22 protein-coding genes and 1 pseudogene are annotated in these 26,603 nt (G+C 49.9%); 16 read left to right on the forward strand and 7 right to left on the reverse strand.

Translation table 11 applies throughout. The annotated features are described in order from the left end of the window. Positions 1–290 precede the first annotated feature (290 nt). Positions 291–1,316 (reverse strand): LLM class flavin-dependent oxidoreductase, encoded by a 1,026-nt coding sequence (locus JFY74_07405; protein QQG29853.1) that lies wholly within the window; start codon positions 1,314–1,316, stop codon positions 291–293. 322 nt (positions 1,317–1,638) lie between these two features. Between JFY74_07405 and JFY74_07410 the strand changes: the two genes are divergently transcribed. The 6 genes from JFY74_07410 (at position 1,639) to JFY74_07435 (ending at position 7,376) form a co-directional block, all read left to right on the forward strand. Beyond that, positions 1,639–2,703: an ABC transporter substrate-binding protein gene (locus JFY74_07410; protein ID QQG29854.1), complete on the forward strand. Its 1,065-nt coding sequence runs from the start codon at positions 1,639–1,641 to the stop codon at positions 2,701–2,703. Then, complete coding sequence (locus JFY74_07415; protein ID QQG29855.1) at positions 2,700–3,737, forward strand: iron ABC transporter permease; 1,038 nt, start codon at positions 2,700–2,702, stop codon at positions 3,735–3,737. Before JFY74_07410 ends, JFY74_07415 begins: the two co-directional genes overlap by 4 nt. Before the next feature lies 1 nt (position 3,738). Then, positions 3,739–4,509 (forward strand): ABC transporter ATP-binding protein, encoded by a 771-nt coding sequence (locus JFY74_07420; protein ID QQG29856.1) that lies wholly within the window; start codon positions 3,739–3,741, stop codon positions 4,507–4,509. Next, a complete protein-coding gene (locus JFY74_07425) occupies positions 4,506–5,240 on the forward strand; it encodes a molybdate ABC transporter substrate-binding protein (protein QQG29857.1) in 735 nt (244 codons plus the stop codon). Before JFY74_07420 ends, JFY74_07425 begins: the two co-directional genes overlap by 4 nt. A gap of 120 nt (positions 5,241–5,360) precedes the next feature. Then, the gene (dbpA, locus tag JFY74_07430) at positions 5,361–6,743 is read left to right on the forward strand and encodes an ATP-dependent RNA helicase DbpA (GenBank protein QQG29858.1); all 1,383 of its coding nucleotides are present in this window, start codon (positions 5,361–5,363) and stop codon (positions 6,741–6,743) included. A gap of 60 nt (positions 6,744–6,803) precedes the next feature. Further along, positions 6,804–7,376 carry an alpha/beta hydrolase gene (locus JFY74_07435; GenBank protein ID QQG29859.1) on the forward strand — a complete coding sequence of 191 codons (573 nt, stop codon included), beginning with the start codon at positions 6,804–6,806 and terminating at the stop codon, positions 7,374–7,376. A gap of 106 nt (positions 7,377–7,482) precedes the next feature. Here the strand turns inward: JFY74_07435 and JFY74_07440 are convergent, their stop codons facing one another. Further along, positions 7,483–8,022: a hypothetical protein gene (locus JFY74_07440; GenBank protein ID QQG29860.1), complete on the reverse strand. Its 540-nt coding sequence runs from the start codon at positions 8,020–8,022 to the stop codon at positions 7,483–7,485. Between the two features lie 523 nt (positions 8,023–8,545). Here JFY74_07440 and JFY74_07445 point away from each other — a divergent pair. The 6 genes and pseudogenes from JFY74_07445 (at position 8,546) to JFY74_07470 (ending at position 11,995) form a co-directional block, all read left to right on the forward strand. Further along, on the forward strand, positions 8,546–8,812 hold the full coding sequence (locus JFY74_07445; GenBank protein ID QQG29861.1) for a hypothetical protein: 267 nt from the start codon (positions 8,546–8,548) through the stop codon (positions 8,810–8,812). A 125-nt stretch (positions 8,813–8,937) separates the two neighbouring features. Beyond that, positions 8,938–9,699: a hypothetical protein gene (locus tag JFY74_07450; protein ID QQG29862.1), complete on the forward strand. Its 762-nt coding sequence runs from the start codon at positions 8,938–8,940 to the stop codon at positions 9,697–9,699. A gap of 97 nt (positions 9,700–9,796) precedes the next feature. Then, the gene (locus tag JFY74_07455) at positions 9,797–9,952 is read left to right on the forward strand and encodes a hypothetical protein (GenBank protein ID QQG29863.1); all 156 of its coding nucleotides are present in this window, start codon (positions 9,797–9,799) and stop codon (positions 9,950–9,952) included. 35 nt (positions 9,953–9,987) lie between these two features. Next, positions 9,988–10,149, forward strand: a complete 162-nt coding sequence (locus JFY74_07460; protein QQG29864.1) for a hypothetical protein — start codon at positions 9,988–9,990, stop codon at positions 10,147–10,149. A 63-nt stretch (positions 10,150–10,212) separates the two neighbouring features. Continuing rightward, positions 10,213–10,825: pseudogene (locus JFY74_07465) on the forward strand (lipoprotein NlpA). A gap of 225 nt (positions 10,826–11,050) precedes the next feature. Beyond that, positions 11,051–11,995, forward strand: a complete 945-nt coding sequence (locus tag JFY74_07470) for a pectate lyase (protein ID QQG29865.1) — start codon at positions 11,051–11,053, stop codon at positions 11,993–11,995. 169 nt (positions 11,996–12,164) lie between these two features. On the opposite strand, the gene JFY74_07475 is transcribed toward JFY74_07470, so the two are convergent. Beyond that, positions 12,165–12,881, reverse strand: coding sequence for an aspartate/glutamate racemase family protein (locus JFY74_07475; GenBank protein ID QQG29866.1), 717 nt, complete (start codon positions 12,879–12,881; stop codon positions 12,165–12,167). Between the two features lie 222 nt (positions 12,882–13,103). Here JFY74_07475 and hypT point away from each other — a divergent pair, with 222 nt between their 5' ends. After that, complete coding sequence (gene hypT, locus JFY74_07480) at positions 13,104–14,003, forward strand: hypochlorite stress DNA-binding transcriptional regulator HypT (GenBank protein ID QQG29867.1); 900 nt, start codon at positions 13,104–13,106, stop codon at positions 14,001–14,003. Positions 14,004–14,090: 87 nt separating this feature from the next. Here hypT and JFY74_07485 read toward each other — a convergent pair whose 3' ends face one another. From JFY74_07485 to fdhF, 4 genes are all read right to left on the reverse strand, one after another. Beyond that, positions 14,091–15,398, reverse strand: coding sequence for a dicarboxylate/amino acid:cation symporter (locus tag JFY74_07485; GenBank protein ID QQG29868.1), 1,308 nt, complete (start codon positions 15,396–15,398; stop codon positions 14,091–14,093). A 661-nt stretch (positions 15,399–16,059) separates the two neighbouring features. Beyond that, positions 16,060–16,953: a GntR family transcriptional regulator gene (locus tag JFY74_07490; GenBank protein ID QQG29869.1), complete on the reverse strand. Its 894-nt coding sequence runs from the start codon at positions 16,951–16,953 to the stop codon at positions 16,060–16,062. 108 nt (positions 16,954–17,061) lie between these two features. Next, the gene (locus JFY74_07495) at positions 17,062–18,375 is read right to left on the reverse strand and encodes a CitMHS family transporter (GenBank protein ID QQG29870.1); all 1,314 of its coding nucleotides are present in this window, start codon (positions 18,373–18,375) and stop codon (positions 17,062–17,064) included. Positions 18,376–19,062: 687 nt separating this feature from the next. Next, positions 19,063–21,213 (reverse strand): formate dehydrogenase subunit alpha, encoded by a 2,151-nt coding sequence (fdhF, locus tag JFY74_07500; GenBank protein ID QQG29871.1) that lies wholly within the window; start codon positions 21,211–21,213, stop codon positions 19,063–19,065. 530 nt (positions 21,214–21,743) lie between these two features. On the opposite strand from fdhF, the gene JFY74_07505 reads away from it, so the two are divergent. The 3 genes from JFY74_07505 to JFY74_07515 all read left to right on the forward strand — a co-directional run bounded on the left by JFY74_07505 (position 21,744) and on the right by JFY74_07515 (position 26,452). Continuing rightward, positions 21,744–23,423, forward strand: coding sequence for a Tar ligand binding domain-containing protein (locus JFY74_07505; GenBank protein QQG29872.1), 1,680 nt, complete (start codon positions 21,744–21,746; stop codon positions 23,421–23,423). Positions 23,424–23,900: 477 nt separating this feature from the next. Then, a complete protein-coding gene (locus tag JFY74_07510) occupies positions 23,901–25,805 on the forward strand; it encodes an FTR1 family iron permease (protein ID QQG29873.1) in 1,905 nt (634 codons plus the stop codon). Between the two features lie 119 nt (positions 25,806–25,924). Continuing rightward, the gene (locus JFY74_07515; GenBank protein ID QQG29874.1) at positions 25,925–26,452 is read left to right on the forward strand and encodes an iron transporter; all 528 of its coding nucleotides are present in this window, start codon (positions 25,925–25,927) and stop codon (positions 26,450–26,452) included. Positions 26,453–26,603 lie beyond the last annotated feature (151 nt).

Here is a 26,603-nt window from a genome sequence, read left to right on the forward strand (position 1 = left end):
ATAATTACGCTGCCGGTGATGTCACCGAAGGGTAATCTTTCCCGTTGTCATCACCAGAGTCACACCAGTTATGACGGGATCGGCGCTAAATCTACGCCCAGTGAGGGGGGGAATTCAAGAGGTCCAGAAACTATATTTTCAAAATAGCATTAAAAAGCGTCGAGCCGTTTCACAGGCTGAAAAAAACGGGGAGATACGAGTAAAAATAACCCCTCAATCTCCCCGATTCTTGACGCTGTTATCGTCGGTTTTACGCCTGCTGAATAGGCTTTCATTGTTAGGCAGTAGACCTAATCCCGCCATCCCATCGCAGGCGCGACATGCTTCAGAATTGATTCAATCACATGCGCATTGTAATCCACGCCCAGTTGGTTCGGCACTGTTAGTAATAGCGTATCCGCTTCGGCAATCGCTTCATCCTGTTTTAACTGTTGGATGAGCGCTTCTGGTTCGGCGGCATAGCTGCGGCCGAAAATCGCGCGCGTGTTTTCATCCAGAAAACCCACCTTGTCGCTATCGTTACTGCTTCCGCCGAAATAGGCACGATCGCGGTGATCCATCAATGCAAAAATACTACGGCTGACGGAGACGCGTGGCGTGCGCGTATGTCCCGCCTCAGCCCAGGCAGCTCGATAGGCACGAATTTGCTGTGCCTGCTGGATATGAAAAGGCTCGCCTGTTTCATCATCCTTTAGCGTGGAGCTTTGCAGGTTCATGCCCAGCTTCGCTGCCCATACTGCCGTGGCATTCGATCCTGCACCCCACCAGATTCGTTCGCGTAACCCATCAGAATAAGGCTCCAGACGCAAAAGGCCCGGTGGATTCGGGAACATAGGCTGTGGATTCGGTTTTGCAAACCCCTCGCCACGCAGTACATCCAATAGTACTTCGGTATGACGCCGCGCCATGTCTGCTTCCGATTCCCCTTCTGTTGGCTGGTAGCCAAAGTAGCGCCAGCCATCGATCACCTGTTCAGGCGAGCCACGGCTGATGCCGAGCTGCAAGCGTCCGCCAGAGATTAGATCGGCGGCGCTGGCGTTTTCAGCCATGTACAGCGGATTTTCGTAGCGCATGTCGATGACGCCAGTACCAATCTCAATGCTTTTGGTTTTTGCCCCAATCGCGGACAGCAGTGGGAAAGGCGAACCCAGTTGGCGGGCAAAGTGGTGCACCCTGAAATAAGCGCCGTCAGCACCCAGCTCTTCAGCCGCAACGGCAAGGTCGATAGATTGCAGTAGTGCGTCAGCCGCTGAACGTGTGCCAGACTGCGGCGATGGGGCCCAGTGGCCGAATGATAAAAAGCCAATCTTCTTCATAGGGTATTTATCCTTATATTCAGACAAATATTTAGCATATGTACCCTGCACAGCAAGGGTATATAGATCAGTAATAGGAGCACTCTACGCGATTAATAGTGAGAATAAATATGATTTTTTTAACGTAATAATTCAGTTTATCTGACTAATATTTTGAAGAATAAATCGCCGCTGATTATTTAGCGGAAAACTCAAGCAGAAAACCCAGTCTGGGTTTATCTACCCCCAAATCGGTATCCAAATATTATTATGAGCGAGATCAGTATTTTCTTTGTCGCTAACGCTGTATCATTTTATATATAGCGAAAATCAGGATACCAACATGATAAAGAAATTTGGCTACACGCTGTGGGTTGCTGGGCTGTTTTTGGTGTTTTCTAACGCTTGGGCAGCGCGTCAGGTGACCGATCAACTGGGGCGTAATGTAACGATTCCCGACCACGTTAACCGCGTGGTGGTGTTACAGCATCAAACCTTAAATCTGCTGGTGCAATTGGATGCACAAGAGAGCGTCGTGGGGGGGCTTTCCAGTTGGAAGAAACAGCTGGGCGAGCATTATGTGCGGCTGGCTCCGCGTCTGGTGGATTTGCCAATGCCGGGCGATCTCACGCAGGTCAATATTGAAAGCCTGCTAAAGCTGTCGCCGCAGGTGGTTTTTGTCGCTAACTATGCGCCGCCGGAAATGATTGCGCAGATTGAGCGGACAGGCATTCCGGTCGTGGCGATCTCGCTGCGTCAGGATCAGCCGGGAGAAGCCGACAAAATCAATCCTACGATGAGTGATGAAAACACGGCATATAACGAAGGGCTTAAGGCAGGGATTCGGCTGATTGGTGACGTCGTTGAGCGTCAAAAACAGGCGGAAGCGCTGATCGACTATACGTTTACACAGCGGCAAAACGTGAGTGCGCGTCTGGAGTCTATCCCAGAAGAAAAGCGAATCCGCGTGTATATGGCTAACCCAGACCTGACAACCTACGGCTCAGGGAAATATACCGGCCTGATGATGTCGCATGCAGGGGCACTGAATGTGGCGGCGGCATCGATAAAAGGCTTTAAACAGGTATCGATTGAAAATGTGCTCGCCTGGAATCCAGAGGTAATTTTCGTGCAGGATCGCTATCCGGATGTCGTGGCGCAGATCGTTAACGATCCGGCCTGGCAGGCGATTGAGGCGGTGAAACAGCATCGCGTGTATCTGATGCCGGAATACGCCAAAGCCTGGGGTTACCCGATGCCAGAGGCGTTAGCGATTGGCGAACTGTGGATGGCGAAAAAGCTGTACCCTGAACGCTTCTCCGATATCGATATGCAACAAGCTGCCGATGCGTATTACCAACGCTTCTACCGTATGGACTACCGTGCGGACGCCTCTGCGGCACAATGAGTTATCGCACCTATCGGATCACGCTGCTGACGGTGGTGGTGTCTACGCTGTTGATTGCCGTGTGCTCACTGGGGATAGGGCGTTTTAGCTTATCCCCGTGGCGCATCATCCAGATCCTTGTCGAGCCGCTGTCTGGCAACGATCTGCTGTTCGGAAAAAAACCGTTGCTGGGGGATATCGAGCGGCAAGTGGTGTGGAGCGTACGTTTACCCCGCGTGTTATTAGCCTGGTGTGCGGGTGCGGCGCTTGCACTGAGCGGGGCTACGCTGCAAGGCGTTTTCCGTAACCCGCTGGTCGATCCGCATATTATCGGTGTGTCTGCAGGCGCGGCCTTCGGCGGCACGCTGGCGATTCTATTAAGCTGGACGCCGCTGCTTTTGCTGCTGTCTGCGTTTACGTTCGGCATGCTGGCGCTCTTGCTGATTTTCATGATGGCCGCCGCCTTCTGCAAACAGAACGTGCTGATCCTGATTCTGGCGGGCGTCATCCTCAGCGGCTTCTTTGGCGCGCTGGTCAGTCTGATGCAATATCTGGCGGATACCGAAGAGAAGCTGCCGAGCATCGTTTTCTGGCTGTTAGGCAGTTTTGCCACCGCACACTGGAACTCGCTGATAACCATGGCGGTGCCATTAGCCCTTGCGGGTGGACTACTGCTGCGGCTGCGTTGGCACATCAACGTGTTGTCGATGGGCGAGCAGGATGCGCGTGCGCTGGGGGTTGCCGTACAGCCCCTGCGCTGGCTGATTTTGAGCTTGTGTGCTGCGATAGTCGCCGCTCAGGTGGCGGTCAGCGGCAGTATTGGCTGGATTGGGCTGGTGATTCCTCATGTCGCACGCATGCTAGTGGGGGCCGATCATCGTCGCTTGCTACCGGTATCGCTGTGGCTGGGTGGGGGATTTATGGTGCTGGTGGACGATCTGGCGCGCAATCTCACTGAGGCGGAGATTCCGCTGGGCATTCTGACCGCGCTACTTGGCGCACCGCTTTTTGCCGTGCTGTTGTATAAAACACAGCGACAGGGAAGAGGACGCTAGCATGTCTATCATCAGGTTATCGACAGAAGAACTGGTGTACGGCTACCCGCGGGGACAGGGCTTTTTTTCACCGCTGAATTTGCGCTGTCAGGAAGGGGAAATTACGGCGATTCTGGGCGCGAACGGCAGAGGGAAAACGACGCTGCTGAATACGCTGATGGGGCATTTATCGCCGCTTTCCGGGACGATCCAGCGCGATGGGCACATTGGTTTTGTGCCGCAGATATTTACGCCGCCGTTTTCTTATAGCGTTCTGGATATGGTGTTGATGGGGCGTGCGGCGAGTGTCCGGCTGTTTGCCATGCCTTCTGCGCATGACATCACCGTGGCTCAGAATGCACTGACCATGCTGGGAATCGCATCCCTTGCTGAATGTGAATTTAGTGCGTTGTCCGGTGGGCAACGACAGCTCGTGCTCATCGCGCGTGCGTTGGCCTCGGAGTGTCAGGTGTTGATTCTGGACGAACCGACGGCAGCGCTTGATGTGCAAAATCAGGCGCAGGTACTGCGGTTATTGAAGCATCTGGCTAAAACGCAGCGCTTGAGCATTCTTCTGACCACGCACGATCCCTCTCACGCGCTGGCCATTGCCGATCGAGCACTGCTGCTGATGGATAATCAGCACTATCTTTATGGCCGCTGTGATGAGGTTGTGACGGAGGATAACCTGTCGCGGTTATACGGCATTCCGATGCGGCAGGTCTGCGTGGACATCGCGCCGCAGCCGTATTATGCGCTGATACCGATATTGACCATGACGGAGCCACTATGACCGATCCCCTTCGCCTGTATGCGGCTGGCAGCCTGCGCCTTGCATTCGCTCCGCTGCTGGCGACGTTCAGCGAACGTTATGCGGTGGACGTGACGCCGACTTTCGGCCCGGCGGGGCTGCTGAGTGAAAAAATGATGCACGGCGATGCGGTGGATATTTTCGCCTCGGCGAATTGCGCGCACCCTTTACGTTTGAAAGCGCTGGGACTGGCGGAGGAAACCACCGTGTTTACGCGCAACCACCTGTGTATTGTGATGCGTAACGTACCGGAACTGACCACGCAATCCTGGCTGATGGCGCTGCGTGACCCGCGTTTTGTGCTGTCAACCTCAACGCCCGGCAGCGATCCCGGTGGGGATTATGCATTTCAACTCTTTGATCGCATCGAACGTCTGCATCGGGGATGGGGAAATCAACTGCGCGACAAAGCGAAACCGCTGGTGGGTGGAGCGCTTGACCATGCCATCCCAGCAGGTATGACTGCGGGAAGTTACCTGATTCGGACTGGGCAGAGCGATATGCACGTTGGCTACGCCAGCTATCTGCCGTTACTGCTCAATCAACCGGATCTGCATGTGGTTCATTTACCCGATCTCTATCGTATTGATGCTGAGTACATGCTGGCCGTTATGAACCCTGCCCGGCGTGAAGCGCGGCTGCTGGCGAACTACCTTTTATCTCCTGAAGGACAAGGCTTTCTGATGAGCAAAGGATTCGCCTCGCGGTTTTAGTCGCAGAACGGGAGGTAAATCGGTCAACGATGACGAACTCTGCTATGATTGCGGCATATCTGCGCCGCTCTTTAGCTCGGCGTCACCTTTCGTTATCTCGTCCTTGGTAGAGTAATCACTGTGAGTACAACCTCTTTTTCTTCCCTCGCGCTGCCCGCAGAGCAGTTATCCAACCTTAATGCACTGGGTTATACCGACATGACGCCAGTCCAGGCGGCGACGCTGCCAGCCGTTCTGAGCGGCGCAGACGTGCGGGCCAAGGCGAAAACCGGTAGCGGCAAAACGGCGGCATTTGGCATTGGGCTGCTGGATCGCATTGTCGTGAGCGACTTTACCACGCAGGCGCTGGTGCTGTGCCCGACGCGTGAGTTGGCCGATCAGGTCAGCAAAGAGCTGCGTCGTCTGGCGCGTTTTGCGCAAAATATTAAAATTCTGACACTGTGCGGCGGTCAGCCGATGGGCCAGCAGCTCGATTCGCTGGTTCACGCCCCGCATATTGTCGTCGGGACGCCGGGTCGTATTCAGGACCATTTACGCAAGCAGTCGCTGTCTCTGGATAGCCTGAAAGTGCTGGTGCTGGATGAAGCGGATCGCATGTTGGACATGGGCTTTACTGACGCGATTGATGATGTGATTTCCTATACGCCGACCGATCGTCAAACTCTGCTATTTTCTGCTACCTATCCGGAAGAGATCGAGCAGATCAGCGCACGCGTTCAGCGTCAGCCGCAACGTTTCGAGGTTGCAGACGGTGTAGAAGAGCCAGCTATTGAACAACGTTTCTATGAGACGACGAAAGAGCAGCGCCTGCCGCTGTTGATTGCCATTTTGGGCCATCACCAGCCTGCGTCCTGCGTGGTGTTCTGTAATACGAAACGTGATTGCCAGAGCGTATTTGATGCGCTGGACATGCGTGGGATTAGCGTATCCGCGCTGCATGGCGATCTGGAGCAGCGCGATCGCGATCAGGTTCTGGTGCGTTTTGCTAACCGCAGCTGCCGTGTGCTGGTGGCAACCGATGTTGCGGCTCGCGGCCTCGATATCAAAGAGCTGGAGCTGGTGGTGAATTTTGAGCTGGCTTTCGACCCTGAAGTTCACGTTCACCGCATTGGCAGAACGGGCCGCGCGGGTACGAAGGGTCTGGCGGTGAGCCTGTGTACACCACAGGAAATGAACCGCGCGAATCTGATTGAAGACTATCTCGGTATGCGCATTAAATGGACACCGGCGGATGAGATTGGCCGCAGTGGCGAGGTTGCGCTCGAACCTGAGATGATGACGCTGTGCATTGATGGTGGCAGAAAAGCCAAAATTCGTCCTGGCGATATCCTCGGGGCGTTAACTGGTGATGCAGGATTAACGGCAGCGGAAGTGGGGAAAATTGATATGTTCCCGATGCATGCTTATGTCGCTATCCGTAAAGCCAGCGCTAAGCGCGCGTTGCAGCAACTCCAGAAAGGTAAAATCAAAGGGAAAAGCTGCAAGGCCAGATTGTTAAAGTAATCGGTGGCTGATATACCAGACAGAAGGGGCACGGGTAACTGACAGGAGTGTTAAGGGCGGATGCAGACAACAGAAATCGATCGGCGGCTAACGGAAGTGAGCCAGCAGCTAACGATGGTGCTGGTGCCGGGATTGCGGGACAGCGATGACGAACACTGGCAAAGCCATTGGGAACGGCGTTTCCCTCACTGGCATCGTATACGCCAGCGGGAATGGTATCAGGCCGATCTGGATCGCTGGGTGTTGGCGATCCGTCGTGAGCTTAGCGTCTGTACACAGCCCGTGATTCTGATCGGCCACAGCTTTGGTGCGTTGGCTTCCTGTCATGTTGTGCAACAAGGTCAGGAAGGTATCGTCGGTGTGATGCTGGTGGCACCTGCTGAGCCCATGCGCTTTGAGATTGACGATCGTATTCAGGCTGCGCCGTTGTCGGTGCCGACGCTGACATTTGCCAGCCATAACGACCCGCTAATGAGTTTTACTCGCGCCCAATATTGGGCGCATGCATGGAATAGTGAACTTATTGATGTGGGTGAGGCTGGACATATTAATGCAGAAGCAGGATTTGGCCCGTGGGAATATGGCCTGACAAGACTAGCTGAGTTTTCAGAAACACTCATTGCTAGCCGTTAATAGGCCAAATTTCTATTGAGTAGCCATGTTATAGCATTAACATAACCTTATATTTCTCTTTAATGTCAGGGCGATATATTCATTTGTCTTGGCATCGTTCTTCCCATTAAGCCAGCTCTTCTGGATTGTCTGAACCATGTAGCATTTCCTGAATCTGCTGATAAACTTCGGCCGCAGATAAATTGCTATAGGACGTTTTACTCTCGAAATGTAATACCTGTTCTCCATCGGAACCATGAAGCGCACTTATGAGTGCCAGATCTTCTTGCGTGATTCTCTGCCCCGTAAAGGCATCAAACATTTCAGAATTGCCATCCGGGTACTTAATCACAGAAATGAGCTTGCCGTTGTACAACGGAATGCCCGTTGTCGCCAGAGAGTATTCGGCAGCGGCTTTCTGCTGCGCTTTGATCTGTTCAGCCGGAGGGGTATCGTTCTCAGTTGAGGCACGTTTCTTCTGGGAAGACAGTGTAACTTTGGTGCTCTCGTTTGAGCCCTGCATATCTTCAGAGTCGGAGTTTGTTGATGTGTCTGTTTTATTCCCCGGACTGATGGCTGCAACGACCGTCGGGTTGGCAGCCGCGCCAATAGGCGGCATTGTCGCCGGAGTTGTTGAACTCACTATTTGAATATCTGGAATCACCACAGTATAACTCCTTCTTATATCTATTTAATGCTGGTAATGGGTTTACCAGTGAGTTACTTCAGTGTGTTAAAACCATATGCGTTGATGTCGCAATCATTGAAATTCAGGCCGCCAACACAAGCAGGTTAATTATCTTCCTTAAAAGAGGCATCAATCTGCTGAGTATAATTTCCTGTTATTCAACGCTATGACGTTAACGAAATGGTTCATTCAGAACACGGTTAATGTAAAACAGTATTTATGCCAAACACGATTTATGCAAAATGCAGTTGCATTAAAAAATACCCTATCGCAAAGGATATCGGCTATTTTTTTTGCTTCATTAATATCCAAAAGGAATAAGATTTAACTTTTTGATTACCAATGGTGCGAATTTATGTGACCAAATCGCTCCATTTTGGAAAAATGGAGGACTATCATGGCATTAGTATGATTCTGCGAGGCCGCTTACCACGTATGTGCTCTACAAGTGCGGAGTAACGCGATACACTGTTTTCCTTGTCTTTCCCTGTTAAGAAGCGTTATGCCTAGCATTAAACTGACAGTTAACTATTTGTATCGGCAATCCGGTGAAACGCGAGAAGCCTCACAGGCAACGGCCCGCGTTTTTGTTGGTGATGAGCTCATCGCCACGGAGGTGATTACTGGGATGACGGAAAACCCAGTCGAGAAATATTTACATCACTCAGGGCGAGAAGCGCAGCCCGTTCGTGTTGAATGGGATTGCGAAGGCACAACAGCCATGACGGTGTCTGAGGTAGAAATCTGCCCCTGCTGCTACCATGATTAGCCTGATACGTTAAGCCGTTTTTGAACGCTTCGGCTTCATGATTGACACACTAAAAACACAACGCGAGTTGCAGATAAACCAACGTATAAGCAGCTTGAAGTATGACGGGTAGACAAGGTGAATGTATGAGAGTAGCGGTATCAACCTTAATTGCCTGTGGATTGTGGATGGCAGTATGGGAAGCGCATGCTGGCTGGTATGTAGTTAGCAATTATGAAGGCCATATTGGGTCTTATCCGATACATTTTTCATTGCAGAAATACAGTATTGACCAGGAGAAGAACCTTCTGGGTAGCTACTTTTACGATAAATACAGAGCACCGATCCCTCTGTATGGGCGGATCTCGGAAACGTCTCTTGAGCTCTGCGAAATCCATACGCCACAGGATTATGATAAATATATCATTCAGGGCGTTCAGTCTGGGCTCGATATGGCACGCTGTCCGTTTAAATTGACAGAGACAGGGGAAGAGCTCCGCGGCGAATGGTCAAACGGGAAAACTCGTTATGATGTTAGCTTACGGCGTGTGGCATCTTTTGACGATAGCGAGCAGTCCGCAAAGCTAGAAGGGCAGGTTGATATTCCTTTCTGGGGGCAAACGGCGACTCACAGTTTCGTTGGGATGTATCAGAACAGCGATGCGGGAATGGTTGTTGAAGGGATCAAAGCGATTAATAAGAAGAATGGCAATGTCGATCAAATTCTCAAACCTGATTTTCAACAATGCCAGTTTGGCTTCTTCATGACCCCGGTGTATATGAATATTGAAAACGGTACAGATAATCGCAGCATCACGCTGAACTGCTATTCCCACGGCGGAGGAGATATTCTGCTGGAATACCGTTTTGATGCGGCAAGCCAGCGTTATAAAGTGATCGGTGAATAATCGACGGCGTTAAATCTTAATTAAGGGCGATGACGATGGTTTTTTTTGAAACCCTAACTGGATGCCAATAAACGGATGCTCTTTCTGGGGAAGTAATATGAATATTCGACAGGCTGTATTAAAAGATGTATCAGCTATTCATTTTTTGAATGAAGACGTATTGCATTATGATTATCCAATTCAAGAGGCTGAACACCACCTGATTTATTTACTTTCGTCACCAGTCAACCAGCTATTTAGCGCTGACCCGTAAGGAACTATGTACAAAGAGAAGGTATTGGGAAAGCGTTGATGAAACAAACAGAAAATTGGGCTAAAGACATGGGTGCTACGGGTATACGACTCAACTCAGGCGAGAGCAGAATAGAAGCACACCATTTTTACGAACATATTGGTTTCAAAAAAATAAAGAATCAAGCGTCGTTTAGAAAAATGCTTGATGATGAGTAAAGCGCGTATTGTGCCCCGCTAGGGACAGTCATAAAGATCCGCCCTTGTTCGTCCTCTCTGGCGATGGCATTGATCTCATGTGATAATGCAAGTAACTCTGCCAATCACATTAAAATCGGTGTGATTAACGGTGCGGAACAGGATGTCGCTGACGTTGCGAAGAAAGTGGCGAAAGAAAAGTATGGTCTGGATGTTGAGTTGGTTGGCTTTAGCGGTTCGCTTTTGCTGAATGAAGCGACGGATAAAAGCGATCTGGATGCGAATATCTTTCGACCCACGAATCTGGGGCGAGCGCTGTTATTATTGGAAAAAACCGGATTAACTACTTTGAAACCTGATACCAGTTTACTGCCGACGGTACTGGATATCACCACCAACACGCACAACCTGCGTATTATGGAAATCGAACGAGCGCAGTTTCCACGTTTGTTAGACGATCACGCAAGTGACGGTAGCCATTATTAGTACGACCTATATTCAGCAAACGGGCTTAACGCCAACGAAAGACGGTATTTTTATTGAAGATAAAGAATCACCGTATGTGAATATCATTGTGACGCGTGAAAATAATAAAGAGGCGGAAAACGTCAAAAAGTTTATTCAAGCCTATCAGGCTGATGAAGTTGAACAGGCTGCGAACCGTATTTTTAATGGTGGTGCGGTAAAAGGCTGGTAATGATAATAATGTGATAATCGTAGCGCTGCCATTTTTACTAAAAGATGGCAGCGTATTAATTGAAGGTTGAATTATTTGCAAGGTTGCTTTTTTATTAAACTCGCTTAATAAGCGTAATGAGATCCTTTATATACAATTTTTAATTGTCGGAGGCGTGTTATTTGTTTTTGATTAAATAATACGTTGGAAGACATTATTATTCACTCATTGTAAAAAGGAAAATTTATGGCTTATCCAACAACGAATCTTACTGGGATTATTGGTTTTGCAAAAGCGGCAAATGTAACTGGAGGCACGGGCGGTAAAGTCGTTACGGTAAATTCTTTGGCCGATTTTAAATCAGCAGTGAGCGGTTCCGCAAAAACTATTGTGGTGCTGGGATCATCGCTGAAAACGTCGGCCTTGACCAAGGTGGTATTTGGCAGCAATAAAACTATCGTCGGTTCTTTCGGTGGCGCTAATGTACTGACCAATATCCACCTGCGTGCTGAGAGCAATTCATCTAACGTCATTTTCCAGAATCTGGTTTTTAAACATGATGTTGCCATCAAAGATAATGACGATATCCAGCTGTATTTGAACTACGGTAAGGGATATTGGGTGGATCACTGTTCATGGCCTGGGCATACGTGGAGCGATAATGATGGTAGCCTCGATAAACTGATTTATATCGGCGAGAAGGCGGATTACATCACGATCAGTAATTGCTTATTCTCAAACCATAAATATGGTTGCATCTTCGGTCATCCGGCTGATGACAATAACAGCGCTTACAATGGCTATCCACGTTTGACTATTTGTCATAACTATTACGAAAATATCCAGGTGCGTGCGCCCGGCCTGATGCGTTATGGTTATTTCCACGTCTTCAACAACTACGTCAATAAATTCAACCTGGCCTTTACGGTGGCGCAGAATGCCAATGTAATTTCTGAGCGTAACGTATTTGGTACTGGCGCGGAAAAGAAAGGAATGGTGGACGATAAAGGCAATGGTTCAACCTTTACGGATAATGGTAGTTCACCGGCTGCGGTGGCGAGCAAATCGCCTGCGGCGAAATGGACGGCGTCATCTAACTATTCATACAGTTTGATGACCACGTCAGCGGCGAAATCCTGGGTGGTGTCTAATGCGGGAGCGCAAAATAGTGCTCTCAAATTCCCATCGTAATCGTTGAACGTATATTGAATGACGTTCCAGTATGCGCAGTATTTTATTGTGAAGTGAAATGCATTAAATACTGAGTCTATCACACTATGCCACTCGGCGAATTTGTTAATGCCGAGTGGCATAGTTATTGGTTCATTTTCAACGCAATATAATAGGTTCGTTCAAAAAATTAAGCGGCAATATTATTTCTCGTATTGTGAGTAAAATACCACTCGACTGTTTTCTTAATTAATTCTTCGGTTGCATCGACATAGTGTTGCGGTGATGTTCTGACTTCCTGCTCCAGAATCAAGGGAAGCTCGGTACAACCCAGAATAATTTTCTCAACGCCAGCCTGCAACAGGCGATCTTTTACCGGTGATAACAGGCTATAGGCGCCGACAATATCACCGGATTTATACGCGTAGATGCTTTCCATTACCTGGTGTTGGTCTGCATCATCCGGCGTGTAGCAATCAATATTATCGGTAATCAGGTTGTCCTGATAAATTCTCGCTTTGACCGTCGCCGTCGTCGCCAATAGGCCGACGCGTGTGGTGTTGGCATGCTTAATCGCCTGACAGGTCACATCAATAATGCTGATCATTTCCGCACGGCACTGCTGTTTTAAGTCATTAAACCAATAGTGCGCGGTATTGCACGGGATAATGATGCATTCAGCGCCCGCATTTTCGAGAATTTTCATATATTGCAGCATTTTATCCAGCGGTGACGCGCTGTGCTGGAGAATGCATTGTGTTCTGTCAGGGATATCAGGAATAGAAACCGCAATCATCGGAATATGGTCTTGGTCCCGATAGGCTGGCGTATTTTTGATCAGTTTTTGCATCGCATCGACGGTTGCACCCGGCCCCATACCGCCAAGAATTCCCACGAGACTGTTCATGCTGTTAACCCTGTAGCATTATGAAATTAAAAGGATAATCTCACACTGCCTGGCAATGTGAATTGCTAAATTCCCATCTGCTATGTATGATTTGCATAACTATTGGCATCTCTATGCTTTTACTGGGTTTAACGACATGCAGTGGGAAGCATCTTTGTTGGCGATGCAGAACGTTGGCATAGGGAGCGAAAACATGGCGCTGAGCGTTTTGAGTGAGGGACGATGCTGAATAATATCGAAACCAAGTGGCTCTATGATTTTATCGTGCTGGAAGAACACCGGAGTTTTACGCTGGCAGCCGAGAAGCGGAATATTTCTCAATCCTCATTCAGTCGGCGAATTCAGGCGCTGGAAGCGGCGGTTGGGTTTGATATTTTCGACCGTAGCGCGTTGCCGCTACAGTTAACCGAGCAGGGGCGCGTGTTCCACGCCTATATCCGCAATACGCTGGACGATTTGGAGTATCAGCTCAATAAGCTGCACGGCGGGGACAATTACAAGAATAAGATCACCATCGCCGCGGCACATTCGCTGTCGGTGTTCATCATGCCGGAGCTGTTAAAAGACGTGCCGGATCCGCAGGAAAAAATCTTCTATGTCGAATCGATCGATGTCGATGAGACGGTGCTGAATCTCAAAGAAGGGCGCAGTGACTTCATTTTCTCATTTTATAATGAGGATCTGATGGGAGAGCCCTTCATGCACGAGAAGATACTGGAGTCCCGGCTTTATCCGGTCTGCGCGTGTGATAGCACAGGGAAGCCGCTGTTTGATGTCAGTGCCTCATCGGTGCCGCTACTCAACTATACCGAGACGAGCTACATGGGGCGCCAGGTCAGCCGTTACTTATCCAGCGTTGACAGCGATAAGTTTACGGTCAATTTCGTCTCTTCCATGAGCGACTTGCTCAAACGTATGACGAAGAAAGGTTATGGTATCGCCTGGCTGCCGGACTATTCCATTCAGGAAGAGCTGAAAAACAAAGAGCTGACGATCCTGAGCATGGAAAATGCCGTGATCCGCATGGGCGTTTATCTGTATCGCCTCGATGCGCGGTTGAACGTGGCTTCTGAGAAATTCTGGCGCTACATGAAAGGGTTGTCATCAGCATCTGGGTTATAAGCGTCGCGACAGCGTTGGCAGTGCAACGAGAGATAAAAAAATAGCGGCCCGAAGGCCGCTATAGATGACATATTCACTTACTCAGCATTAGCTATTTTGCGTAGCCTGCTGAGGTTCCTTATAGGCGACGACTTCGTCGGCAGCCTCTTCCTCATCATCATCGTGGACGTCTTTTTCCAGACTGGCCACAACGGCGGTAGAGATACTGTTACCGATGACGTTAGTTGCAGTACGGCCCATATCCAGGAACTGGTCGATACCGATAATCAGCAGGATACCGGCTTCCGGCAGGCTGAACATTGGCAGCGTTGCGGCAACCACCACGATAGAGGCACGCGCTACGCCCGCCATCCCTTTACTGGTGATCATCAGCGTCAGCAGGATCAGGATTTGTTCAGTAACGCTCAGGTCGATGTTGTAAGCCTGTGCGATAAACAGAATCGCAAAGGACTGGTACATCATAGAACCGTCGAGGTTGAACGAGTAACCGAGCGGCAGCACAAAGCTGGTGACTTTTTTCGGCACGCCGAATTTGGTCAGCGCTTCCATGGTTTTCGGATAAGCAGATTCACTGCTCGCCGTGGCGAAAGCCAGCATGGTCGGTTCACGAATCAGTTTCGCCAGTCTAACGATGCCTTTGCCCAGGAACAGGTAGCCAACCAGGAACAGAACGCCCCACAGTACGGCCAGACCGAGGTAGAACTCACCGATCAGTTTACCGAAGTCGTAAAGCAGACCCAGACCTTGCGTGGTAATCGCGGAAGCGATTGCGGCAAAGACAGCAATAGGGGCCAGCGCCATCACGTAGTCGGTCACGCGGAACATCACTTTGGTCAGTTCTTCGATCATGGAAATGATCGTGGTCGCGTGCTTGTTATTGCCTTTTACATAGGCAAGCGCGGAGCCGAAGAACAGAGAGAACACCAGAATTTGCAGGATCTCATTGTTCGCCATTGCTTCTACGATACTTTTCGGGAAGATATGGCTGATGAAGCTCTTAAGCGTAAAGCTGTCTGTGTTCAGGCCTGTCGCAACATGCTGTACGGGGACTTCGAGATTCATGCCTGCGCCGGGTTGGAACAGGTTGGCGAAGACCATACCGATAAGCAGGGAAATGAACGAGGCGCTGACAAACCAGATCATCGCTTTCATACCGATACGGCCAACGGCAGAAGAGTTTCCTCCCATGCTTGCCAGGCCGGAAACCAGCGTAGCGAAGACCAGTGGCGCGATGATCATTTTAATCAGGCGCAGGAAGACATCGGTAACCATGTTGAAATATGATGCAACTTCTTTTGCTCGACTGCCGTCAAGATATTGATGGCAAGCCCAGCCGATTAATATTCCCAGGACGATAGCCAAGACTATCTGTACAAGTAACTTCTGCCTTTGCATATAAACCTCATGTTGATGAATTGATTCAGACAACACAATATTATTGCCGCGTGATGGTTGGTGCTTTCCCTGAATACACCAATCCCTCACCCGAACCTGTTATTGGGGTGTTGTGTCTGCCCGCCGATATTACAACGATTCTTGCTTTTTACATTTTTTTTCTGCGGATTGTTATGTAATTGTGATCTTTGTCATGCGAAAAATGCATGTCCATGTCACTTGTAATGATAAATAGGGATGTGATGCGCAGATCGCGTAAATCGTGATATTTTTATTAATTCATTATTAAACAATGGGTTAATTTGGTTTTTTGCTGGTAAAGGCAGATGAGTCAAGGTGTTGAAGTAGTGTTGCTAATGATAGGTGGCGATACATCAATAAAACAGATGGTGAATTACTTAAAGATTAAGTAAAAATAAAAGAACAATTAACGAAAAGTTTATATACATGCCATTTCATGAGTAGATTAATTTTTTAATTATTTAAATCGTGACTTTGTTTTTGTAATCTATGCTTCTTTTTTGTGTTGTTGATTTAAAGTTTAATTATTGCTCTATGTGTTTCTATTTGTAACTGCTTGGGCGTTTAGGGTGTTTAAAATGGTGTTTTTTATTTTTTAAACATATGTTACTGATGATTTGAGGCCTCGCTGTTGGTTATTTCACCGAAAAAGATCGATGCTCACTTTATCGTGACACGCTTTTTCCAGATGTTTTTTCATCCACTCTGCCGCTGTTTCGATCTCTCCCCGTTGCAGGAAATCCAGAATCGCCAGATGCTCTGCAATCTGTTCCAATCGCTTGGGGTTGAAGGCTGGACTCCCTTGGCGATATTCCACCAGACGCCGTAATTGATTGATTCGTTGCAAACTATGGTGGGCGAAGCGGTTGCCGCTACAGGCAAGCAGCGTTTCATGAAAGTGCGTATTGGCATCGAACATTTCATGCGGCGTGAGCGTCAGGTAACCCCCATTGAGAATGTCTTCCTGCTGCTTACGACAGGCGCTGAGTGTGTGCTGATCGATACGAAACTGCGGCGACAGCAGACTGACCGGCTCGACCAGCAGGCGGAAAGTAAAACTTTCCTCATAGGCCGTGACAGAATCGATAATCGGCGTGGTTCGCCAGCCTTGCCCAGTGCGGAACTCCAGCCAACCTTCCTGTTGAATACGCGTCAGAACATTACGCAATACGGAGCGGGACACCTGACATTCACGCATCAGATCCACTTCTGAAAACTGTTCCGGCAATCGGCGGGAAAGGCGCATATCAACAATCTTCCGGTAGAGCGGCTCTTCACTGCTGGCGGCTAACTCGGTGACCAGATGCCCTAATTCATCGGCATGGCAGTCAAGATAAAACCCCCGATTGCGGTGGTAATGCAGCATGCCTTTTTCCGTCAGATACAGCAGCGCGACCTTGACCGGCGTGCGCGAGGCGTTCAGTACCTGCGCCAGCGACGATTCGACCAGGTGAGCGCCGGGCGGCAGCTGTTCGCGGCGAATGTAGGCGACAATCTGTCTGACAATCCTTGTCTGTAGGGGAGTTAAAGCCATCGCTATCCTGCTATGTCGGTTAGGGTGTTACGAGGAATCTTTATGTTCTTGTCAGCAAGGCTTGCCTGCCAGCAAAGCCTGCTCCGGCCTGACCGGAGCAATCCTGTTTTACTGGTGATAGAACGGAAATGCGCCGAAGACAATACCACCGACCAGCAGCGATAGGCTGACAAAAATCGCCCATTTGATTGCAAAGCGTTGGTGATCGCCGATGTCCACTTTTGCCAGACTGACCAGCAGGTAGAGCGACGGTACCAGCGGGCTAAGCAGGTGGAACGGCTGGCCGACAATCGACGCACGGGCGATCTCCTCTGGGGTAATACCATAATTGACCGCCGTCTGGGCGATAACCGGTAAGATTCCGAAATAGAACGCGTCGTTGGACATCAAAAAAGTAAACGGCAGGCTAATGAGCGCGGTGAACACCGCAAGATATGGGCCGAAACTTTCTGGTATCACCTGCAACAAGCTCTTCGCCATGGCATCTACCATGCCTGTACCGGATAAAATGCCGGTGAAAATCCCAGCGGCGAAAATAAGTGATGTTACTGCTAGCACGTTAGCGGCATGTGAGCCGATCCGCGCTTTTTGCTCCTCCAGCTTGGGATAGTTGAGCATGACGGCGATAGCGAAGCCGACCATAAACAGCACCTGAATGGGCAGAAGGCCAATCACCAGAAACACCAGAAGCAGGGTGGTCAGAATAAAGTTAGGCCAGAACATTTTAGGACGGCGGTTGGCGTCGCTTTCTTCGTCGCTGCCGTTGCCTAGATTGATCGAGGCATTCTGGAAGCTGCTGACATCAATGATGCCTAGCCGTTTGCGTTCCTGTAGACCCAGAAAAACGGCCACGCCGACCAGCGTCAGGCTGGCTAAAATAATCGCCGGGAGCATGGGGAGGAAAACGTCCAGTGCATCAACGCGCAATGCGGCGGCGGCGCGCGCCGTCGGGCCGCCCCACGGAGAAAGGTTCATCACGCCGCTGGCGATGTTCACCAGACAGGTCAATCCGAGCACGTTCATCCCCAACCGCTGATAGAGCGGCAGGAATGCGGCAATCGCGATCATATAGGTCGTTGTACTGTCGCCGTCCAGCGCGACCATTAAGGTTAACACGGCGGTGCCGACCAACACTTTCAGCGGATCGCCTTTAACCAGACGGAGAATGAAGCGAACCAGCGGATCGAACAGGCCTGCATCGATCATGATACCGAAGTAGAGAATAGAAAACGTCAGCATAACGCCCGTTGGAGCGAGCGTTTTGATGCCGTCCAGCATCATCGCGCCTAGCCCCTGATAGAAACCTGCCGCTAGTGCAAACAGTGTAGGGACAAGAATCAGCGCGATAAGCGCAGACATTCGCTTGGTCATGATCAGGTACATAAAGCAGATGACCATCGAGAAGCCGAGAATAGTGAGCACAGTGAATCTCCTGTTTTTTATTATATTCTGAATAACTTACTGCCTTTCTTCCGGCGAATTTGGGGGGCTAAAAGCCGTGCAGTTTTTTATAACCGCATATCGAAAGGGATGAAATCAGGTTATTTCCCGACGTCAGCGACGTTCAGGGGAATACGAATGAAAGACGGGAGTTAGCTTCCGGGGTTGATGCGAATAATAAATGACAGATAATGAGGAAGCGATAAGGCAACAGTAATCGGTAACATAAAAGACCTCTATACGAGCAATAATAATATTCCTTTTATCCCCACTGGTTTTCATCTAACCGATTGTTTAGCAATTACTTTAATCGAATTGATAACTACCGCTACAGGGGGCTCTTTTGTTAAAAACAAATTAAATCATTGTAAAATGAAACGCAAATTGCGCTAAATTGGAATAAAAAACAATTGGGCAGAGGGGAGGGCGGTGATAGCCAACATAATTTTAAAAGATAAACAGAGATGTGAAAATTTAAGTTGTGCGTAGAAGTTTATTACCGATTAACGGAAATTTATCCGTTCTCATTAATGAAATTTTACAAGATAGGGTGGAAATAAAGGCATTATCGGCGAGGAAGGTTAAACGGTGTCTAAATCATCCGTATTTTCTAAGCCGCCACGAATTTTATCTGACGGCTTAGGCCCGCGGCGACTTAGGTAAGTGAGATTAACTGACGTTTTCTGCGGTGCTGCGTAGCCGATCTTTCAGGTGGCTGTATTCCTGCTGTACATAGTTCTCTGCTGCCTGCTGATCGTCAATGGCTTCCAGCTTCACAGCGCAGTGTTTGTACTCCGGTGTTTTGGATACCGGATCGAGGTGATCCAGCGTCAGTTCATTGCAGGCTCCAATCCACCACTGGTAGGTCATATAGACGGCACCTTTATTGATGCGCTCGCTGACGGCAACGCGAGAGATCACCTTGCCACGCCGTGACGAGATCCGGGCCAACTGCTGGTCGTGGATGCCTAAACGCTCGGCGTCATAGGGGCTCACCTGCACGTAGCCCGGTTCATCCGCCAGCGTTTGCAGCGCGGTGCAGTTGCCCGTCATGGAACGGCAGGAGTAATGGCCAACTTCGCGCACGGTGCACAAGACCAGCGGATAATTTTCATCCACCAACTCCATCGGTGGCCGCCATTCGGCGGTGAGCAGCAGGCCTTTCCCTCCGGGACGATCGAAGTGGTTGCCTGCGTACAGCCACGGCGTGCCGGGGCTGTCTTCTGTCGGGCACGGCCACGGCACATAGCCCAGCCCCGCCATTTTCTCGTAGGTCGCACCGTAATACAGCGGGCAGAGCTGGCGTAGCTCGTCCCAGATCTCCTGCGTGTTGTTATAGTGCATCGGGTAGCCGAGCGCTGTTGCCATCAGGCTGATGATTTCCCAGTCGGGTTTGACATCGCCCTGTGGCTCTACCGCTTTATAAAAGCGCTGGAATCCCCGGTCGGCGGCGGTATAGACGCCTTCATGCTCGCCCCAGGACGTCGCAGGTAAAATCACATCGGCAATAGCGGCGGTCTTGGTCATGAAAATGTCCTGTACGATCAGCAACTCCAGTTCGTTGAAGGCATCGCGCAGCATCGACAGATCCGGCTCGGTTTGCAGCGGATCTTCGCCCATTACGTAATTAGCTCGGATCTTCCCTTCTTTTATCTTGTGCGGGAGATCAGTCAGCGAGTAGCCAATTTTGTCGGAGAGTTCAGGTACGCCCCAGGCATCGGCAAATTTCGCCAGCACCGCTTTATCCGTGACGTTTTGATAACCGGGAAACATATTGGGCAGCGCACCCATATCGCAGGCACCCTGTACATTGTTTTGCCCACGCACTGGCCCGACGCCAACGTTCGGGCGCCCCAGATTACCGGTCAGCAGTGCCAGGCCGGACAGACCTTTGACCACATCAACGCCTTGACCCCACTGTGTTACGCCCATTCCCCATAGAATGGTGGCGGATGGCGCAGCGGCATAGATCCGCATCGCGTCTCGAATCAGTTTCGGTGATAAACCCGTAATGTCGGCAACATACTCTGGCGTGTATTTTGCGACGGTCTGGCTGAATTCCTCGAAGCCTTCGGTATGGCGGGCGACGTAAGCCTTATCGTAGTGGCCTTCGTTAATCAGCACGTTCGCGAAAGCATTGACCAATGCCATGTTGGAGCCATTTTTCAACGGTAGCCACAGATCGGCAATGCGTGCGGTTTCAATATGGCGCGGATCGCACACAATGATTTTTGCGCCACGCGCTTTGGCTTTCAGGATCCGACGGGCTACGATGGGGTGAGAATCTGCAGCGTTGTAGCCAAAAATCAGGATGCAGTCAGTCTTTTCAATTTCGCAGATGGAGTTACTCATTGCGCCGTTGCCTAACGTAACCTGTAGCCCGGCAACCGAGGGGCCATGGCAAAGTCGTGCGCAGCAATCGACGTTATTATTCCCGGTTACTGCTCGAGCGAATTTCTGCATCACATAATTGGTTTCATTACCGGGGCCGCGTGATGAGCCGGTGTGCATAATCGACTCGGCACCGTGCTTCTCTTTAATGGCTTTCAGTCGGGAACTGGCGAAGCTAATCGCTTCATCCCAGGATACGGCCTCAAAGGGCGCGCCTTTCTGGCGTCGAATCAGCGGTTGTTTTAAACGCGGTGTCAGAATTTTTGTATCGTTGAGAAAATCCCAGCCGTAGTAACCTTTCAGGCACAGCTCACCTTCGTTGGTGACGCCATTCGCCCCTTCCGCACCAACCACTTTGCCGTTCTCCACCAGCAGGTTAATTTTGCAGCCTGACCCGCAATACGGGCAGACGGTAAGCACTTTCTGCATGTCTATTCTCCAAAGCCGAATCTTGGATCGTTAAGAACTGCATTCCTGTGAGGGCATTGATGCAGTGGGTTAATTTTAATAATCGCCGATAAAGAAATTTAATTTACTGATCGTGGTCATACGCAGCGTGGGATAAAGCATCTTAAGGTGTTGAGTGAGGCGATTTTTTTACATAGGAGTTTTGTTTGGAAAATAACGTGGTAGCGTATTCACCCTCTTTATCTGTTAATGCCTATACTGTTTTTGACGATATTAACTCTACATGCCACCGATTTGACTGTGGCAGTGACGCTTATCGGCCGTTTAACACTATGGTGATGGGTACCCCAGGGAAGATAACGCATTATTTTTTATTGATTTTTTATTATTTCCCACGTAGTGGGTGACAGGTCAGGGAATCCCAAAACGTCTGTTAGAGCGTGAGAAACAAGGGCGCAGTATAACGGGCGACACCGTCATGGGTAGAAAGTAAATACTTTTCCGGCAGAATTTATGGGCGGAAAATATTTGTTAACGTCACGGAGTACATTATGGAATTTCTAAGAAATATCAGCATAAAAATAATGGTTCTGATCATAGTGACTTCCCTATTAGTGATATGGGGAGTGGCATCAGGATTTAGTCTTTACTCACTTTATCAGGCTACGAATTTGCTTGATAAAAGTGAGACTCAGAGAAAAACGTATTCTTATTTGATTTATGGTGCAGATCAATATTTTCGAGCCGTAACACGTATGGAAAGAACCATGGATTACTTGCAGCGAAATGAGCCAGAAAATGCCAGGCAGACGTTGGAAATGGCTCAGAGCGCGATCAAAAATACCAAGGATTCGTTAGAGAAATTCCAGAAAGCGGAGCATGTTGGTGTTGATCAAGCAACGGTTGATGCAGTGAAAAACATTTGGAATACACTGATATCTTCCTCTATCGATCCCATGAATGCGGCGCTGCAACGCAGCGATCCCGAAGCATTCCGACAAATTTTTCGCTCAGCTTATCCTCCGATCAGTCTGACGTTTGGGGAGAATGTTAAACGCTATTCGGATGGCATCACCGCCTCTTCATTGATTCCAAGCGTGAATGAACACAACACTCAAAATCGCAATGCGCTGATTAGCGTGATGGTACTTGGCATCATGGTGTTGATTTTCACTGAATACTATTTGAGAAACTATCTGGTTATTCCGATTTCAGTGCTGAAATCCCACTTGGCACAACTCACAGCGGGTCGCTTAGGCTGTGAATTGGCTGAGTTTGGTAGGAACTGTGCGGGACGGTTGATCCCCGACATTAAGCGATTGCAGAAAAGTTTGCGTGATACGGTAACCGTCATCCGGCAGAGCACGACGGAAATTAACAATGGGACGTCGAGCATTAAGGATGGCAACGATAACCTTTCCAGCCGCACGGAACAGCAGGCCGCAGCACTACAGCAGACTGCTGCCAGTATGGAAGAAATTAGCTCCACGGTGCGGCAAACGACCGATCATGTACATCAGGTACGTAAGCTGGCGAAGGATGCGGCGGATATGGCGCAAAAAGGCGGGAATATCAGCAGCAATGTAATGACGACAATGGATGGCATCAGCGCCAGTTCTCGACAAATCTCCGATATCACCTCGGTGATTAACAGCATCGCGTTCCAGACTAATATTCTGGCGCTGAATGCGGCGGTTGAAGCGGCGCGTGCGGGAGAGCAAGGTCGAGGATTTGCCGTGGTGGCTGGTGAGGTTCGCACGTTGGCGCAGCGTAGTGCGCAGGCGGCGAAAGAGATTGAGGCACTGATTGCAGAATCGGTTTCTCGGGTAGAAACTGGCGCAGGGCAGGTTCGACAATCTGGAGAAGCGATGACGGCCATTATTGCCTCCATTTCGCATGTGAACGATTTGATTGGTGAAATTGCGGCGGCAACGGATGAACAAACACGTGGTATTACGCAGATTAGCCAGGCGGTGCACGAAATGGACAGCGTCACGCAGCAGAACGCGACGCTGGTGATGCAGTCGGCGGAAGCGGCTGCTCGTCTGGACGAACAAACCAGCGAACTGTCTGCCGTGGTGGACGTGTTCGATCTGGACTCAGATTATGATCCGACAACGACTTTTTCTCGTCCGGCTATCGCTGACCCCATCCATCATGCTGTCGGGCATAGTACCACGCCGCTGCTATCGACACAGGGTCGCAATGGTGAGGGATGGAAAAAATTCTGATCTGTAGCAGGTGATAAACTGAGCGGAAAGGCGGTTGCTGGTTTCCCTTGGTATCCAGTTGCTATCTGAACGCTAGGAGAGTCCCCCTAACATGTCGGTGAAAAGCATTAATGTCAACGTGTGTAATACATTGGATTACAGAGGGAAAATGGCATTCCCCTCTGTAAATCTGATTGCGTTAATGTAAAGAAAAGCCATTTTAAGGCTGTAGGGTCTAGTGTAAGAATGATTAATTAAAATATTGGCATATTTTTTGCATTAATATATTGGCATTTTTTTGTCGATTTTGCGTTCAAAAACCGTGTTTTTCTGTGGGTTATAAAAATAAAGTGAGATTTATGGCGTTAAATTAAGTTTGAAATTTTTTGTTACAAATAAAAATCCTTATTGCTTATGTTTTCGTGACGTAAATCAAGACAGATGGACGCGTCAAAGTGATAATAAGAATAAATATCATTTGTGCTTCATCATATGCTTATGTCTATCTGGCAAAAAACGCTTCTGTTGTTGTGTTGGCTGTTTAGTTGTTCAGTGGCAGTTGCCGCGACCGATTACGCCTCATTTATTCAAGATATCGAAACCAGGCTGAATAAAACGGCTCAGCTCTATGAGCAGCAAAAGCCGGATGATGCTCGCACTGAAGTTCAGATGGCCTATTTTGAGGTGTTTGAAAACCTCGAAGGCCCCATCCGTATCAACATTTCCGCACAAAAAAGCTATCAGCTAGAAGCGACCTTCGGTGAAATTCGTCGCATGATTGGCGAGGGCAAGCCGCAGGCCGAGGTACAGGCAAAAATATCCTGGCTGAAGGGCGAATTGGATGCTGTTCTGCCCGTGCTGTCGGAAGGGCACAAACTGGTCGCACAGGAGCAGCACGGTGCCTATGACAACACTGACATTGCGCCGTACTGGCAGCAGAGTTTCAAAATCATCGATGACCAGCTCGCGCTAGCCGTGACGGAATATCAGGCCGGCGATTACAAAAAGGCCAGCCAGAGCGTGCAGCAGGCGCACTATCAGGGCTTTAAAAACTCTGAAATGGAGATGTCGGTCAGGCAGAATCGCTCAGCGCAGCAAGCGGCTTCCATTAATCAACAATTCTCCGCGCTGATTACGCTAGCTAGCCAACCCGATCAACTGACGGATGTCGCCTATCGGGTCACCACGCTGTTGCAGGATATCGAAGATGCCTTGCCAGGGTTGCCAACAACGCGTGACAGCCAGCAGGTGACGGCGACATCTGCCGCGAACGCGGATACCGGTGCGGTGCCGGATGCGAACTGGGCGAAAGTTTCCGACGATATCAATCTGGCGATTACCGCTGCGATCGCACAATACCGTCAGGGTCAGATTAATCCTGCCATCATGGCAGTGCAGGATGCCTATTTCGATCTGTTTGAAGCGACCGGAATGGAGAACAAAATTGGTTCTCGCGATGCGGCGTTCAAATCGACGCTGGAAGGCTATTTCACCCGTCTGGTCAGCCTGATGAACGCCAAACAGCCTGCGGAGCAGCTGCAAGGGCAGGCCGACGTGTTGCAGCAGGAACTGGCGAAGGCCGTGGCCATGCTGGGCGACGGCGGCGAAACCCACTGGAGCCTGTTGATCTACAGCCTACTGATTATTGTGCGTGAAGGTCTGGAAGCCTTGCTGATTGTGGCGGCGATCGTGGCCTATCTGGTGAAAAACAATCAGCAGGACAAGCTGCCGCTGATTCGCCAGTCAGTTTACGTCGCGCTGCTGTGTAGCGTGATTACCGCCGTCATTTTCCAACTCGTGTTCACCAATTCCGGTGCCAGTCGTGAGCTGCTGGAAGGCATTACGATGCTGATCGCTGTGGTGATGCTGTTCTTCATGAGCTACTGGCTGTTATCCAAAGTGGAAGCGCGGCACTGGAAAGCCTATCTGGAAGGTAAGCTGTCCCATTCGCTAAGCAGCGGCTCCATGATCGGTCTGTGGCTCACCAGCTTTCTGGCCGTGTATCGCGAAGGCGCAGAGACGGTGTTGTTCTATTACGCACTGGTCGGTGATGCCAGCAACATGGCGGGGCACCTCTCCATTCTGGCTGGGTTTGCTATCGGCTGTGTGATCCTGCTGATCGCCTACTTCGTGATGCGCTACACCATTGTCAAACTGCCACTGAAGCCGTTCTTCATGTTTACCGGCTGCTTTATGTACCTGATGGCGTTTGTGTTCGCGGGTAAAGGCGTGTTGGAACTGATCGAAGGCAAACTGTTTGAACCAACGTTGCTGACCGGCGTGCCGGAAATCAGCGGGTTGGGGATTTATCCTTATGTGGAGACGCTGATTCCACAGGGTGTGCTGGTGGTCGCGGCGCTAATCGCCCTGTGGGTGATGCGGCGCAGGGCGTCTGCCATCTGATAAAGAAAACTTCCGGCGTTCACGAATACTGAAAGCAATAAGAGCAGAAAATAACCATAACAACCCCAATCGCTTAGCGAATTAAGCGAAGAGGGACGACTGAGATGAGGATGGGTTTGATGAATATGCAAAAAAGTCTGATTGCGGGTGCCGTTATTGCCGGTATTTTCACTGCACCTGCCGCGCTGGCGTTTAAAGAATATCCAGCGGGTGAGCCGGTTTCCATGAACGAAATGGAAATTGCCGCTGTTTATCTGCAACCTATCGACATGGAACCGCGTGGGATGGGCCTGCCTGCTGCGAAAGCGGACATCCATCTGGAAGCCGATATCCACGCCGCTGAAGGTAACAAGAATGGCTTCGGTGCCGGTGAGTGGATGCCGTTCCTGACCATCGCTTACACCCTGACCAACACTGATACCGGTGCGAAGCAGGAAGGTACCTTCATGCCGATGGTTGCCAGCGATGGCCCGCACTACGGCGCGAACATCAAAATGATGGGCGTGGGTAACTATAAAGTGACTTACCACATCGATCCGCCATCAAAAGCCGGTATGCACCGTCACACCGATGGTGAAACGGGCGTAGGCCGCTGGTGGAAACCGTTTGATGTCAGCTTTGACTTCAAATACGTCGGCTTAGAATAAGGTCTTCTGTCCGCGATGTTCTGTCGCGGCCATGTTCACGTTTCTGCGGGCACACCGTTGTTGCCCGTAGAGGCGTGATTTTCCGGCCAGCGTGCTGATGCCACCCGGCATCGCGCTCAACCGACGCGCCTGCAACTTGAAAGGTGACGGG

The organism is Pectobacterium carotovorum (assembly GCA_016415585.1).
Taxonomy (GTDB): domain Bacteria; phylum Pseudomonadota; class Gammaproteobacteria; order Enterobacterales; family Enterobacteriaceae; genus Pectobacterium; species Pectobacterium carotovorum_K.

Coding starts and splice junctions, on each gene's coding strand:
- JFY74_07475 (QQG29866.1), bottom strand. CDS start 12,881: ATGAACAGTCTCGTGGGAATTCTTGGCGGTATGGGGCCGGGTGCAACC.
- JFY74_07485 (QQG29868.1), bottom strand. CDS start 15,398: ATGCAAAGGCAGAAGTTACTTGTACAGATAGTCTTGGCTATCGTCCTG.
- JFY74_07415 (QQG29855.1), top strand. CDS start 2,700: ATGAGTTATCGCACCTATCGGATCACGCTGCTGACGGTGGTGGTGTCT.
- JFY74_07515 (QQG29874.1), top strand. CDS start 25,925: ATGAATATGCAAAAAAGTCTGATTGCGGGTGCCGTTATTGCCGGTATT.
- fdhF (QQG29871.1), bottom strand. CDS start 21,213: ATGCAGAAAGTGCTTACCGTCTGCCCGTATTGCGGGTCAGGCTGCAAA.
- hypT (QQG29867.1), top strand. CDS start 13,104: ATGCTGAATAATATCGAAACCAAGTGGCTCTATGATTTTATCGTGCTG.
- JFY74_07490 (QQG29869.1), bottom strand. CDS start 16,953: ATGGCTTTAACTCCCCTACAGACAAGGATTGTCAGACAGATTGTCGCC.
- JFY74_07435 (QQG29859.1), top strand. CDS start 6,804: ATGCAGACAACAGAAATCGATCGGCGGCTAACGGAAGTGAGCCAGCAG.
- JFY74_07420 (QQG29856.1), top strand. CDS start 3,739: ATGTCTATCATCAGGTTATCGACAGAAGAACTGGTGTACGGCTACCCG.
- JFY74_07470 (QQG29865.1), top strand. CDS start 11,051: ATGGCTTATCCAACAACGAATCTTACTGGGATTATTGGTTTTGCAAAA.
- JFY74_07455 (QQG29863.1), top strand. CDS start 9,797: ATGAATATTCGACAGGCTGTATTAAAAGATGTATCAGCTATTCATTTT.
- JFY74_07410 (QQG29854.1), top strand. CDS start 1,639: ATGATAAAGAAATTTGGCTACACGCTGTGGGTTGCTGGGCTGTTTTTG.
- JFY74_07405 (QQG29853.1), bottom strand. CDS start 1,316: ATGAAGAAGATTGGCTTTTTATCATTCGGCCACTGGGCCCCATCGCCG.
- JFY74_07505 (QQG29872.1), top strand. CDS start 21,744: ATGGAATTTCTAAGAAATATCAGCATAAAAATAATGGTTCTGATCATA.
- JFY74_07450 (QQG29862.1), top strand. CDS start 8,938: ATGAGAGTAGCGGTATCAACCTTAATTGCCTGTGGATTGTGGATGGCA.
- JFY74_07425 (QQG29857.1), top strand. CDS start 4,506: ATGACCGATCCCCTTCGCCTGTATGCGGCTGGCAGCCTGCGCCTTGCA.
- JFY74_07445 (QQG29861.1), top strand. CDS start 8,546: ATGCCTAGCATTAAACTGACAGTTAACTATTTGTATCGGCAATCCGGT.
- JFY74_07510 (QQG29873.1), top strand. CDS start 23,901: ATGTCTATCTGGCAAAAAACGCTTCTGTTGTTGTGTTGGCTGTTTAGT.